Source organism: Candidatus Erwinia haradaeae, assembly GCF_900698885.1.
GTDB lineage: Bacteria > Pseudomonadota > Gammaproteobacteria > Enterobacterales > Enterobacteriaceae > Erwinia_E > Erwinia_E haradaeae_H.
This window is the reverse complement of record NZ_LR217705.1, coordinates 670,687-686,113: the sequence shown is the minus strand read 5'-3', so window position 1 is coordinate 686,113 and position 15,427 is coordinate 670,687. Positions and strand designations below refer to the sequence as shown.

Below are 15,427 nucleotides of genomic sequence, written 5' to 3'. Positions count from 1 at the left end.
TACGAAGAATTATCACAGGATTAAGAAGATTTTTTATAGTTTGGATAAGCGATTTTTAGTACGATTATAATTTTTCCATATAAAATTAACAACGATCTACTGAAAAGGCAATAACATCGCTTAACTTATCTGCCTTTAGGGCGAGCATAACTAAACGATCAACACCTAATGCAACGCCAGAGCTCTCTGGCATACCTTGGGTTAACGCGCCTAAAAAATAGGTATCAATAGGTTTTTGTGACAGACCAGAAGAATGACGCACATAATTATCTTTTTCAAAACGTTGACGTTGTTCATCGGCATCTGTTAGTTCACAAAACCCATTTGCAAGTTCAATTCCTTGAAAATATACCTCAAAACGCTCAGCCACACGGTTATCTTCTTTACTGAGAACAGCAAGCGCAGCCTGAGTTGCAGGGAAGTGATAGATAAATACAGGCCTTTCTGCACTAATCTCCTTCTCTATACCATTAATAAAGAGCAGTTGCAAAATTGTATCTCTATTTTTTTCGTTTTCAGTAAGATTTTTAAGGCCAAGTTTTTCTGCAGCTATACGTAGCTGAGAATTATCTGCAGTTAATGGGTCAAGAGCTAAGTAGCGCAAAAAAGCTTCCTGATATGAACAAGTTTCTGCTATTGGATAGTATAATATAGTTTGCAATAATTCGTTAACTTCATTCATTAATCGATATATATCGTAGTTTGGTTGATACCATTCTAATATTGTAAATTCTGGATTGTGATAACGCCCGCATTCTTGGTTTCGAAAACTACGGCATAACTGATAAATAGGGCCACTACCTGCTGCTAGTAAACGTTTCATGTGATACTCAGGGCTAGTTATTAACCAGAGCTTTAGACCATCTGTATGGTGCAGATCCTCGGGTTGAAAAAAGAAAGTTTCAAATGAGGAAATATTTATATCAGTTACCGTGGACTGACTCATGGCTGGTGTTTCCACTTCTAGTATTTCTCGCTCATAAAAAAAACGTCTTATTTTGGCGATAATTTTTGCACGGTGAAATAAATTAACAAGTGATGCACTTGGACGCCATCTATTTATAGTTTTCATTTTTGTGCGCCTAATTACTTTATATAGTTTTGATTATATTTTAGATATTAATGGATGATGAAAACATATCATATTTTGCTTTAATAGATAACTAGTCTTCTATAACACATTACCTGTGTTTTTTCTTAAGAGCAGTTTTTCGCTTAATTTAATTTATATTTTTACAGATCAATACTCTTAATAAGAGAGTTATCTATTTTATGATACAAATAAATGTGTATTAGTTATTTTAGAGAAAAAATAGCTATAAGTCATTTGATTGCAAAATAATGCACATTTATAAAAACTAATTACACCAGTTAGTCTTAAAGTGTCTTTTATGTAGCATGTAATATTTAGCTCTTAATAATATATACAGTCTTCTTTTTTATTATTGACTTGTGTAGTATTGACATTATGATTACTCATGTATTGTATAACTATTGTGAGCTCTGTGTTTTTTGTGATAATTATCTATTAGATATTATAATAATTCTTACCCTATCATTAAGGATGATATTATTTTTATTCGTAGTGAAATAAAATGTGTGCATTTCTTTTTGTTGAGAATTATTAATGCTTTGGTTTACAGCTAGATCTATAGCTATATTAAATAAATGTTCTATAATTCAATGCTTCAGAGTCTTTTAAATAATCTCTAGGAATACTGTATAGTATGATATATCATTAAGAGATGTGCCTCTCTGGGTGATCTATGCATGATTATGATAATTAATATTATTTTTCATTTAGCCAAATCATCGGCATGTAGTTATATATATGCAACATTCTAAATCATGTAAATATTATTATTTATTATTTATTATTTAGGCAATATAAAAAATTTAGCGGCACAGTATAATTAAAGAGAGGTAATATTAATTATTTTCTTGATTATCTGTGATTTGAATATATATGCTATTAAGCATTAATGATACATCAAAAATATCTAATGTTATTAGATTTTAGTTATTTTTTACTCAAGGTGTCCATATATTAGATTCTTTAATAAAAACACCTCACGGTCTTTATGTTAAGTGCAGCATAAATGTTCGTTTTTTTAGGATATTGATCCTACTATTAATGCATGTTTTCACTAATAAAGTGAAATCTGGAATGTTTTTTAAAAAAAATAGAGTATAAATTACAGATCGCAATAAAAAACTATAAGTCATGCTAATATTATAGTAAATTTGTTTAATTTCTGAATATTTTGATATTATTGTTTGGATGATATAGAGGATTGATAATTGATATAGATGATATAGATGATATAGATGATCTTGACTAAAATGAGAAAAAATACATTTTTTGTTACTTTTACTTAAACAGAGCAATGCAAACTAATCTGTTCAATGCTGTTTCTAATTTGCCGTGGATATATCTAATGTAAAATTATACTTGAGATCTGATGGTTTTATAATATGTTATAATTAGGTATGTTTTGCTATTTCTAATGGTCTAAGCATTTTATAGTAGATAATGCGTCAAAAATTCTAGCATGATACTAAATATGAAACACTGGCTATTCCTGATGCCATTATTCTTTTTTTTTTCTGTTCACGCATCTACTTTGTTAGAGATTAATCTTAACAACAGACAAAACTCAGAGAATATTACGCTAAGTTTTTCCAATAAGCCGATATATGTTTTCTTTTTTTTACATAATCCTGATCGTATAGTTTTAAATGTTCGTAATAGTATTATTCTAAATGGATTACCCCGAAACTTTAGTTCTGATGGTATCGCACAATATATCCGAGTAAGGATAGGTAATGCTCATAATTTACATTTAGTTTTTCAATTAGCAAATTGTGGAAAAATAAAAGTAGTCACGAATCATATTGGTTTTCGTTATAATCTTATATTTACTATTATTCGTAATAAGCAGATTGATTTAAACCACTCTGGGCATCTGTATAAGTTTAAAAAAAAGCTAATGGTTTCATCTGCCCTCAGTACCTTAAAACATCCATACGCTGCTGGTCAAATTAAAAAAAACGCCAGGAGATACACGAATTTTAGTGTTAATGATATTAAAAATAAGATTATAGTTGCGATTGATGCCGGGCACGGTGGGCAAGATCCTGGTGCCATTAGTAGACATGGTCTAAAAGAAAAAAACATAACTCTTATTATCGCACGTCAGCTTCAATCATGGTTAAATTCTGATCCTATGTTTCATGGAGTAATGATTCGTAATGACGACCATTTTATTTCTGTTGCAGAGCGCTCACTGATAGCGTATAAGAAAAAAGCTAGTATACTGATATCTATTCATGTAGATTCTGCACATAATTGTAGAGCATATGGCGCTTCAGCGTGGGTTTTGTCTAATCGCCGAGCCAGTCGTGAACTGGTAAACAGATTAAGAAAAAAAGATGGTAAATTGAACATTTTACGTAAAAATAAAAATAGCTTATTCGGAGGTAATTATACTGATCTGTATGTTAGACAAGCTTTGTTGGATCTTCAATTTATCTATGCTCAGCGAGTGGGTTATGAGATAGCTACTAAAGTATTATGTCAGTTGGAGCATGTTAGCGCTTTGCATAAGTCTAAACCGGCATATGCAAGTTTTGGCGTTTTACGCTCACCTTATATTCCTTCTGTGTTAATTGAAATTGGTTTTATTAGTAACACCAGAGAGGAAAGACTTCTTTCTAGTCATTTTTACCAAAAAAAACTTAGCAAGTCATTATATCAAGGCCTTCATAATTATTTTTTATTGCACTCATCGTAATAGATTTCTACGAAGAAAATTTACTAAACATTATTTATGCTAGCGGTTCAACATAAAATATTGAAAATTTATTAAAAGGTATGATTTTGTGTTGTATTTTAGCATAAAGCATATTATTAAAAATAATAGTATATCTTCTATGTTATTACTAGGTGTGGCCTGTTAAAATTATTAGGTTTGATATGGTAAAATTTAAAACCAACATTAGTTCTCAGTATTGATTCCAGTAGCAGTAATTTTAGTAAAAATTAAACAAGTGTGCATGTAAAAAAGTACAATAAGATAAAAATTTGATTTTACGATAAACTGATTATATCAGAAGTACTATTTCGGAAAATAAGAAATGCAGTTGTATATGTTCTATATTTAATAATATTAAATAAAATAAAATATATATCATTGTCATTCTTTAGTGGTCATAGAAATAAATAATAGTATCGCTAAATAATAACTAGCTTTTTAGTTTTCACTAGTAAAGCCGAATAAGTTTTAATCCAGTTATAACGGCAAAACAGTGAAAGTTTTAACTCATTAGATTTTTCACAAGAATTCTTCTATAAAAAAGAAAATGCTCATTTTAAACAGCTATAATATAGAAATATGAGATTGGAAAAATTTTTATATTTTTTATGGTAAAACCTTGTAAAAGTAAACCCATAATTCTGACTGCGTTGAGTAAAATATTATGCAATACAGTAAATCTATAATAGAAAAGTTAATAATTAGCGATTTATTCTAATAGTTTTAATATTTACTTGATTTATACTATAATTTTAATTAGTGAGTACCATTTCCATTGAATTATTATTTCTATGTTCTATAGATACTCTCTAATTTTTTAAAAGCTAGAAGCAACAATAAAAAATCTAACTTTTTAGAAAGTTTGATTGGATTAATTTAAACGCATGATATGATTAATTACTGTTTTATCCATGTGATCATTCATACACATAAATTTAATTTTTTCTTTTTAAGTTTTTTATTTTATTAACAATCTAAAATAGACGTACTACTTTAATTATATCTTTTTTACGATATATCAATATCATTATCGTTTATATCTTTGTGTAATAAAATCATGTAGATTTTGTTCAACGATCATTTGATCTGAGGTTTTTTTATTTGATAGGAAATCGTGTCTTTTGATGAAAATAATTCGAATTATATACTAATATTTCTTATTAAAGGTATTATTAGCTCTACCGTGATAAAAAATTGATAATAATACACACAATACACATGATTTCCCTTATTAAAAAAATTAGTATTAAGATGCATTTGAGGTGCAAGAAAAAATCAGGTAATAGAAATTAAGTACACTAATAGTTAGAACGTACCTAACAATTATTTTCGTGAAATTACAATTTTCTAGTAAGGATAAAAGTTTTTAATATAGTTATAATTTCTAATTAAGCTATGTCATAACATATAAAATATGTTCAATTTTTATAAAATAATTTATTATTAAATGGGGATGATATTACTTTTTTCTACAAGCGTATACTGTTATTAACAGACTAATGGATTATTAATATCATTAAATATCATTAGGTGTTATTTATAGCTATAACTAAAACTGTTAGTTTAGATGACTATTATTTATTAAAGTAATTAATATAAAAACCAATAATATTCTCTGCAAGAACAGAAAAGTATTATGCATTGATCATTAAAATTACTTGCCTGTGATGATATAAATCTAGAAATGATGTTCTGCACAGAAGAGTTTATGATTTTTATCATTTTATAATGATGCATTGTATAATAAATAGTTTTATAAAATAGATAAATATTAAAATAATTAGTATAAAATGATTTACTTATCGCTGATAAGTATTGCACTTTCCATAAGATCCAGTTTAAAGGATATTCCTACTAAATAAAAATCTAGATTCTGTAAATTATGATTAAAACCCAATTAAATAATTCACAATTAAACGGTAAATTATATCGATTAAATTATTGATTATCACCAGACTTAAATATTATAATTCATAGCATTTATATATAATTTGTGTTTTACAGATGAGTGTTTATAATAAAAATACAAAGTACTGAGAGCTCACGCGTGACGTTTTTAAAAAGTATTAACGATGAAAGATTTTAAACTAAAAATTTTTTTAAAAGAAAATTAAAAATTAATCTGGTCTACAAAAATTAGCATTACACTGATTTTTAAACAGGTATAGACTCAATAAAGATTAAAAGATTAAAAGATTAAAAGATTAAAAGATTAAAAGATTAAAAGATTAAAAGATTAAAGTATTTCAGGATGACTAAACAACTAAATATTAACTATCCGCGGGCAATTTTTTTAATGGGACCCACGGCGTCAGGTAAAACTAATTTAGCTCTTGCTCTACAGAAAACATTGTTAGTAGACCTGATTAGTGTAGATTCAGCATTAATTTACAAGGGCATGGATATTGGCACTTCCAAGCCTTCTTTAGAAGAGCGTCTTCTTTCGCCGCATCGTTTATTAAATATTCGAGATCCATCCGAGACTTACTCTGCTGGTGAGTTTTGTCGTGATGCATTAATTGAAATGGATAGTATCACCAAAAGTGGACGCATTCCTCTATTGGTTGGAGGAACGATGTTTTATTATAAGGCTCTCAAAGATGGATTATCACCTCTTCCTCCATCCAACCCAGAAGTACGACAATACATACAAGATATAGCACATATAAAAGGTTGGGATGCTGTGCATCGGCAGCTATATTCTATCGATCCTACTGCAGCAAAATATATTCATGCTAATGATACTCAAAGATTGTCGCGTGCATTAGAGGTGTTTTTAATCTCTGGTCAAACTATTACTGGCTTAACTAAAAAATCTGGACGGTCTTTACCGTATAATATTTCTGAATTTGCAATTGCGCCTATAAGTCGAGATTTAATTAACCAGAGGATTGAAAAACGTGTACATGATATGATGAAATTTGGGTTTGAATATGAGGTAAAAGAATTTTTTGAGCGTGGTGACTTACATGCTGATATGTCTTCCATGCGATGCGTGGGATATCGGCAAATGTGGTCTTATTTATCTGGAAAAATAAATTACCAAAATATGGTATGTCAAACTATCTATGCAACTCGACGGTTAGCGAAAAACCAAATGACCTGGCTTCGTGGTTGGTCAGATGATGTATGCTGGCTTGATAGTGATAAATTTGATTGCGCTTATAAAAAAATATTGCAGATTATTTTGATGCAAGATTAAGAATAATAAAGCTTTTTCTATAGTGTGTTACATGAGTCTCATTTCAGAGAGGCTAAGTAAAAATATCACTTAAGAAAATTTATGTAAATGATAGAATGATTTAAACGTACTAATTACAGGATCTATTGTGAAAATAAATTTTATTAAGTAATAATATGTAAGTATTTTTTATTTTTAATTCATTTATTAAAAGTAAACATTATATGATTAGATTTGATCATGGAATTCGGTTAATTATAATAAATACTATAACTTGAATAGCTTTATAAGTAAGCTATGTCTAATATTACATCATTTAAACTAGCATTAGAATCTACAAAATAGTGCGAGAATATTTCTCTAGACACGTAAACAATACCGAGCTGAAAATCCACTTATTGAAAAATTTTAGGTTTTTGAATAACATGAAATAACTTAGATTTTTGATATAGAGATCTTTGGTCTACTGAGATAAAGTTTAAAGGATAGAATTAAAACTATCACTGATGTACTAAAATAACATGCTTGTATGATAGTAATATTTTATATGTAAAATTTTTTGTACGATATATTTAAAAAGAATTTTAGTAATCCGTTATTTTTTTCTAAATACAACAACTTGTAAATAAAGTACTCTAATTTTATCACTACTAAAGGATATATTATATAGTAATATAGCGTGATAATCGCTACTATAATTCATATAAGGGTATATAAAATATATCTAATATACTCTGTTCTTATTAATTTCCAAATAAATTGTATATGTTCTAAATGTTACATATAAAAATATAATTTAAGCATTAGATTGCAAAATCTATTATGTTCGTATTTTAAAATAAATGATATACATACTAATAGTAATAATTATTGACTGGTATATGGTGCAAATAATCACCAATAGAAACGATCTATGACATTTATATCATTAATGTTTCTGTAAATTTCCTGATATGTCATACCTGTCCGGATAACAATATAAAATTATTAATGGAGTGCAAATATGGCGTGGAATCAACCTGGAGATCATGGACAGGATAATAACCCGTGGGGCGATAGCCATAATACGGGTGACAATTCTACAGGTAATACCAATAAAGGAAAATGCAATAACAGAGAAAATAAGTGGGACAATATGTTTCATCAGCTTATTCGTCAGTTTTTTGGGTTAGGTGGTTCTAAAAAAAATAGTCATATCGAACCTCCTCGCGTAACCACCACCAATGAACGATTAATGTATATTATTCTTTTCTCTATAGTTTTTGTTTGGGGTATTAGCGGACTATATACCATAAAGGAAGCTGAAAGAGGTGTGATTACCAGATTGGGAAAATTTAGTCATATAGTATACCCAGGTTTAAATTGGAAGCCAACTTTTATTGATCAGGTACAAGCAGTAAATGTTGAAGCAGTTCGTGAATTATCAGCTTCCGGGACTATGCTGACTTCTGATGAAAACGTTGTGCGGGTAGAAATGAATGTACAATATCGTGTCACCAATCCAGAGCGTTATTTGTTTTCTGTCAATAGTGCCGATGATAGTTTGAGACAGGCAACTGATAGTGCTTTGCGTGGTGTCATTGGGCATTTAACAATGGATCGTATTCTCACTGAAGGGCGTACAGTAGTCCGAAGCAAGACACAGAGTGAGTTAGAAGAAACAATTAGCTTATATGATATGGGTATTACATTGCTAGATGTGAATCTTCAGGCGGCACGTCCACCAGAAGATGTAAAAGCAGCTTTTGATGACGCAATAGCTGCTCGTGAAAATCGAGAACAAGTAGTGCGTGAAGCTGAAGCTTACGCTAATGATCGGTTACCACGCGCTCGTGGTGATGCGCAGGGTATTTTAGAGCAAGCACGTGCATATAAAACGCGCGTTATTTTAGAAGCACAAGGTGAGGTAGATAGTTTTTCACGTATCTTACCTGAGTATAAAGCTGCACCAAAAATTACTCGTGAGCGTTTATATATCGAAACCATGGAACATGTTCTAGGTCATACAAGAAAAGTTTTAATTAATGAAAAAACCAATCATTTAATAGTGTTACCTATAGAGCAACTCATATCTCATCAGACTACTAAAATTGATAAAGCACCTCAATATAATGTCAAAAAACTACAAAATACTATTCCTTTATCAGATGCTAATAGCAAGGAAAAAACCCATCAAAGTGTTACTGCACTTAACTCAAATGATATTATAGAGGCAAGACGAATAAATTCTAAACGCACTAACACCATGAACCAAGGGAGAGAGTAACGATGCGTAAGCCATTTATTTTCGTGTTAGTTGTTCTAGGAATAATATGTATGTCAATTTGTATTGTGCAGGAAGGTGAACGCGGGATTGTAATGCGATTTGGTAAGGTTTTACGTAATTCTGAGAATCAACCATTAGTGTATATGCCTGGTGTACACCTTAAAATTCCTGGTCTAGAATCAGTTAAGTTACTTGATGCCCGCATTCAAACCATGGATAACCAAGCAGATCGATTTGTTACTAAAGAGCAAAAAGATTTAATTGTGGATTCATATATAAAATGGCGTGTGAGTGATTTTAGTCGTTATTATCTTGCTACCGGTGGTGGTGATATTTCGCAGGCGGAGGTATTGTTAAAACGTAAATTTAGTGATCGCTTGCGTTCTGAAATCGGCCGGTTAGATGTTCAGGATATTGTAACAGATTCTCATGGTAGGCTCACTACTGATGTGCGTGATGCGTTAAATACTGGTAGCTCAAGCCAGGATAATGCTTTAGATTTATTACACCATCATAATGAGAGTTCGATGACTTTACCTGTGAATCAAAACAGCATGGAAGCGCTAGGTATTAAGGTTATTGATGTACGCATTAAACAAATTAATCTTCCAACTGAGGTTTCTGACGCTATCTACGCACGTATGCGTGCCGAGAGAGAGTCTGTTGCGCGTAGCCAACGCGCACAGGGCGCAGAGGAAGCAGCAATAGTTAGGGCTCAAGCAGATTATGCGGTTGAGCGAACTCTTGCAGAAGCACGTCGTCAAGCTCTCATTACTAAAGGAGAAGGGGATGCGGAATCTGCAAAACTCTTTTCTGATGCATTTAGTAAAGATCCTGATTTTTATGCTTTTTTGCGTAGTTTACGTGCCTATGAGAGTAGTTTTAGTAATCACCAGGATCTTGTAGTCTTGAGCCCAGAAACCGACTTCTTTCGTTTCATGAAGCGTCCTGACTGCTTGAAACGCTAAGATAAAAAATTACTGTTTTTCGGATATACAAGATATATAGTTATATACTATATATCTTGTAACTAGATTATATATCTTGTAACTCTAGAACATCGATCATATTAAAAAAACCTGTTTTTTTCGTACGCAACCATAAAGCTGCTGTAATCGCGCCTTTTGCAAAGACAGAACGATCTAGAGCTTTATGGCTAATCTCAATATGTTCATCAGTATCTGCGAATAGAGCCTTATGTTCTCCGACGATATTTCCACATCGTATACTGGTAAAACCAATGGTTTTTTCTAAGCGTGGCCCGGTAACTCTATCTCTCGGATATACTGCGCGTTGATTAAAGTCCCACTTCATTACTTTAGCGATAGCTTTTCCCATAGTTAATGCAGTTCCAGATGGTGAATCAACTTTTTTTCGATGATGCGTTTCAATTATTTCAATATCTGCGCATTCGCCCATAACTTTTGCTATTTTTTCTACTACTTTAAGTGTTAAAGTAGCGCCAATACTGAAATTAGAAGAACAAACAATCGGTATTTCCTGAGAAGCATTTTTTATCAGAATTATCTCTAAATCATTCAATCCAGTCGTACCAATTACCATGCTTTTATAATGTGTTTTGCAAAATGATAGATAAGTTAAGGTTCCTTGCGGGCTAGTAAAGTCAATAAGAATATCAAAATTATTAATTACTTTATCAAGATTATCAGTAATAGGAATACCTAATACTGAATGATTAACTAGCTCACCTGCATCACGCCCTATCAACCAAGGGCAACTATTTACTATGACAGCCCCTAAAATAACTCCAGGAGTCTGTATAATAGACTTTATTAATTGCCTACCCATTCGCCCATTCGAGCCAACAACACCAATACGAGCTATGTTATGCATGATATTTGCACTTATTTGTTATATAAATAGTTATGAATAATGTTAAAATCATGAATCTGATGTGAATTTATCAAAACCAGCATTGAGTAACTCCGTTAAGCTAGCAGCAGCTGAATCAGCAGTAATGTTATGTAAGGTAGATTTTTCATCTGATTTATTTTGGCGAATACGATCTTTATGGTATGAATAACCAGTACCAGCTGGAATTAATCGACCAACAATAACATTCTCTTTTAAGCCGCGTAGTTTATCATACTTACCTGCAACTGCAGCTTCAGTGAGAACACGGGTTGTTTCTTGAAAAGAAGCGGCAGAAATAAACGATTCAGTTGCTAGAGAGGCTTTCGTGATACCTAGAAGATTACGAATAAAAGTTGCCTCAATCTTACCATGCTCCTCTAAGTTACGATTAGCTATCCTTACACGAGAGAATTCAGCTTGCTCCCCAGTAAGGAAGTCAGAATCACCAGCGTTTTGAATTGTGACTTTACGTAGCATTTGACGAATGATAACCTCAATATGTTTATCATTAATCTTTACACCTTGTAAGCGATACACTTCTTGCACTTCATTAGTAATATAACGAGTAACGGCATGTACGCCACGTAGTCGAAGAATATCATGTGGTGACTCAGGACCATCAGAGACAACATCTCCCCTTTCTACGTGTTCACCTTCAAATACGTTTAATTGTCTCCACTTTGGAATCATTTCTTCATACGGATCATTACCATCCATTGGTGTAATAAGAAGTCTACGTTTACCTTTTGTTTCTTTACCAAAGGAAATAATACCACTAATTTCAGCTAAAATAGCCGGCTCTTTCGGACGACGAGCTTCAAAGAGATCAGCAACACGTGGAAGACCACCGGTAATATCTTTAGTGCCGACAGATTCCTGTGGGACGCGGGCTAGTGTATCACCAGCACTAATTTTTGCGCCATCTTCCAGTTGCACAATAGCTTTCCCGGGGAGAAAATACTGCACGGGCATCTCAGAGCCTGGGTTCATGATGTCTTGATTATTGCTATCTAGTATTTTAAGGGCTGGACGAAGATCCTTACCAACAGTAGTTCGTTCAGCGCTATCAAGAACCACAAGAGAAGACAGGCCGGTTAACTCATCAGTTTGGCGAGTGATAGTTAAACCGTCAATGATATCTGTAAACCGAATGAAGCCGCTAACTTCAGTAATTACCGGCATAGTATGTGGATCCCAGTAAGCAACCGTTTCCCCAGCGGAGACATTTTCTTGCGTGCTTTTTAACATTGTAGTTCCATAAGGAATTTTATAGCTTTCTTTAGTACGTCCAAATTCATCTATTATTTTTAGTTCAGTGTGACGTGAAGTAATTACCAGCTTTCCTTCAGAATTAGTAACTGATTTAGCATTGATTAATTTTACTGTCCCTTTATTTTGGACCTGAATGCTAGATTCAGCTGCTGCGCGTGATGCTGCCCCGCCAATATGAAAAGTACGCATCGTTAATTGAGTACCTGGCTCCCCTATCGACTGAGCGGCAATAACTCCAATTGCCTCACCTTTATTGATAATATGACCCCGTGCAAGATCTCGACCATAACAATGAGCGCAAACACCGAAGTCAGTTTCACAACTTACTACTGATCTAACTTTTACGCTGTCTACCGAATGTTCTTCTAATATGTCACACTCCTGCTCATGTAGGAGTGTGTTACGTAGTAATAGTATTGAAAGAGTTCCTGGATTGAGGACATCCTCTGATGTTACACGACCTAATACACGTTCTCGTAGTGGCTCTTTCACGTCACCACCTTCGATCAAAGGTGTCATTAAAATGCCTTCGTGTGTACCGCAATCATCTTCGGTAACTATTAGGTCCTGGGCTACATCCACCAATCTGCGGGTGAGATAACCTGAGTTGGCGGTTTTTAACGCAGTATCTGCGAGCCCCTTGCGTGCACCATGTGTTGAAATAAAATATTGAAGAACGTTTAATCCTTCACGGAAATTTGCGGTAATAGGTGTTTCAATAATGGATCCATCTGGTTTTGCCATCAATCCTCTCATGCCTGCTAATTGACGAATTTGCGCTGCAGAGCCTCTAGCACCAGAGTCAGCCATCATAAAAATATTGTTGAAAGAAATTTGACGTTCCGAGACACCCTTACAATTCACTACAATTTCTGTAGATAGGTTCTCCATCATAGCTTGAGCAACGCGTTCGTTTGCTGCAGCCCATATGTCAATTACTTTATTATATCGCTCTCCAACTGTTACCAGGCCAGACTGAAATTGTTTTTGTATTTCCGTAACCTCTGTCTCTGCCTCTCGAATAATATCTATTTTTTTCTGAGGAATAACCATGTCATCAATACCTACAGATGTACCAGAGCGCGCTGCATATGTAAAGCCAGTATACATAGTCTGATCAGCAAAGATTACAGTTTCTTTTAATCCTAAAATACGATAACAAGTATTTAACATTTGAGAAATAGCTTGTTTACCTAATGTTTGATTCACTATTGAAAAAGGTAAACCTTTTGGCACGATCATCCATAGCACAGATCGACCAATAGTAGTATCAATGATATGAGTATTAGAGCTCCATTGATCCTTTTCATTTTTTGTGTATTCTGTGATACGTACTTTAACGCGAGCATGAAGTGAAGCAAGACCAGAGCGATACATTCGTTCAGCTTCTTTTGCGCTACCTAATATCATGCCTTCACCTTTGGCATTAACACAGTCTCGAGTCATATAATATAAACCTAGTACTACATCTTGAGATGGAACAATAATTGGCTCGCCATTTGCAGGTGATAAAATATTATTAGTTGACATCATGAGAACACGTGCCTCTAGCTGAGCTTCCATAGTTAGAGGAACATGAACTGCCATTTGATCACCATCAAAGTCAGCATTATATGCTGCGCAAACTAGGGGGTGTAATTGTATTGCTTTTCCTTCAATTAGAACTGGTTCAAAAGCTTGGATACCTAAACGATGTAGAGTGGGGGCACGATTGAGTAGTACTGGATGTTCATGGATAACCTCCTCTAATATGTCCCAGACTACCGATTCTTCTCTTTCAACCATTTTTTTTGCTGCTTTAATCGTTGTCGCCAAACCACGAAGTTCTAGTCTTCCGTAAATAAATGGCTTGAAGAGTTCTAATGCCATTTTTTTAGGTAAACCACACTGATGTAAATGTAGGCATGGCCCTACTGTAATAACTGATCGACCGGAATAATCAACACGTTTACCCAGGAGGTTTTGACGGAATCGACCTTGTTTACCTTTTATCATATCCGCTAAAGATTTCAAAGGACGTTTATTAGAACCAGTAATTGCACGACCTCGGCGTCCGTTATCTAATAGAGCATCCACTGCTTCTTGTAGCATACGCTTTTCATTACGCACGATAATGTCTGGCGCTGCTAGATCTAGTAAGCGCTTCAAACGATTATTACGATTAATTACACGACGATATAAATCATTCAAGTCAGATGTTGCAAAACGACCACCATCTAATGGTACAAGCGGTCGCAAATCAGGAGGTAATACTGGTAGAACATTAAGAATCATCCATTCTGGCTTGTTACCAGATTGTATAAATGCTTCAAGTAATTTTATACGTTTTGTTAGTTTTTTTCGTTTAGTCTCAGAGTTAGATTCGTTCAATTCAACACGTAACTGTTCGCACTCTTTATCTAAGTTGATATTCTTAAAAAGAGTTTGAATAGCTGCAGCTCCTATTGTCGCCTCAAATTCATCACCAAACTCTTCTAGAGCATCAAGGTATTGCTCTTCCGTTAGAAGTTGATATTTTTCAAGAGTAGTCATCCCGCTCTCAATAACAATATAAGACTCGAAGTACAGAACTCTTTCAATATCACGCAGCGGCATATCTAACAGTAATCCAATACGTGATGGTAGTGATTTTAAGAACCAAATGTGTGCGATAGGAGACGCAAGTTCAATATGCCCCATTCTTTCACGACGCACTTTAGTTTGTGTTACTTCCACGCCGCATTTTTCACATACTACACCGCGATGCTTCAGGCGCTTATATTTACCACATAAGCATTCATAATCTTTGACAGGGCCAAAGATTCTCGCACAAAAAAGTCCATCTCGTTCAGGCTTGAAGGTCCGGTAGTTAATAGTTTCTGGTTTTTTAACTTCACCAAAAGACCATAGACGAATCGTATCTGGCGATGCCAGAGCAATCTTAATTGCATCAAATTCTTCAGCATGATGTTGTGTTTTTAACAATTTTATTAAGTCTTTCACGCATTAGCTCCGGTCGGATAGGACTGCTCAAGGACT

At 33.4% G+C, this 15,427-nt stretch carries 7 protein-coding genes; 4 read left to right on the top strand and 3 right to left on the bottom strand.

The window, feature by feature from the left end; translation table 11 throughout:
- Positions 1-85: 85 nt before the first annotated feature.
- Positions 86-1,072, bottom strand: coding sequence for an elongation factor P--(R)-beta-lysine ligase (epmA, locus tag ERCISPPS3390_RS02125; RefSeq protein WP_197095198.1), 987 nt, complete (start codon positions 1,070-1,072; stop codon positions 86-88).
- A gap of 1,492 nt (positions 1,073-2,564) precedes the next feature.
- Between epmA and ERCISPPS3390_RS02120 the strand changes: the two genes are divergently transcribed.
- The 4 genes from ERCISPPS3390_RS02120 to hflC all read left to right on the top strand — a co-directional run bounded on the left by ERCISPPS3390_RS02120 (position 2,565) and on the right by hflC (position 10,230).
- The gene (locus ERCISPPS3390_RS02120) at positions 2,565-3,794 is read left to right on the top strand and encodes an N-acetylmuramoyl-L-alanine amidase (RefSeq protein WP_197095197.1); all 1,230 of its coding nucleotides are present in this window, start codon (positions 2,565-2,567) and stop codon (positions 3,792-3,794) included.
- A 2,272-nt stretch (positions 3,795-6,066) separates the two neighbouring features.
- A complete protein-coding gene (miaA, locus tag ERCISPPS3390_RS02115) occupies positions 6,067-7,017 on the top strand; it encodes a tRNA (adenosine(37)-N6)-dimethylallyltransferase MiaA (protein WP_197095196.1) in 951 nt (316 codons plus the stop codon).
- A 982-nt stretch (positions 7,018-7,999) separates the two neighbouring features.
- A complete protein-coding gene (hflK, locus tag ERCISPPS3390_RS02110; RefSeq protein WP_197095195.1) occupies positions 8,000-9,262 on the top strand; it encodes an FtsH protease activity modulator HflK in 1,263 nt (420 codons plus the stop codon).
- 2 nt (positions 9,263-9,264) lie between these two features.
- The gene (hflC, locus tag ERCISPPS3390_RS02105) at positions 9,265-10,230 is read left to right on the top strand and encodes a protease modulator HflC (RefSeq protein WP_197095194.1); all 966 of its coding nucleotides are present in this window, start codon (positions 9,265-9,267) and stop codon (positions 10,228-10,230) included.
- Between the two features lie 67 nt (positions 10,231-10,297).
- Here the strand turns inward: hflC and dapB are convergent, their stop codons facing one another.
- Both dapB and rpoC read right to left on the bottom strand, forming a co-directional pair.
- Positions 10,298-11,119 (bottom strand): 4-hydroxy-tetrahydrodipicolinate reductase, encoded by an 822-nt coding sequence (gene dapB / locus ERCISPPS3390_RS02100; RefSeq protein ID WP_414626233.1) that lies wholly within the window; start codon positions 11,117-11,119, stop codon positions 10,298-10,300.
- A 45-nt stretch (positions 11,120-11,164) separates the two neighbouring features.
- Positions 11,165-15,391: a DNA-directed RNA polymerase subunit beta' gene (gene rpoC, locus ERCISPPS3390_RS02095; protein WP_197095192.1), complete on the bottom strand. Its 4,227-nt coding sequence runs from the start codon at positions 15,389-15,391 to the stop codon at positions 11,165-11,167.
- Positions 15,392-15,427: the final 36 nt, after the last annotated feature.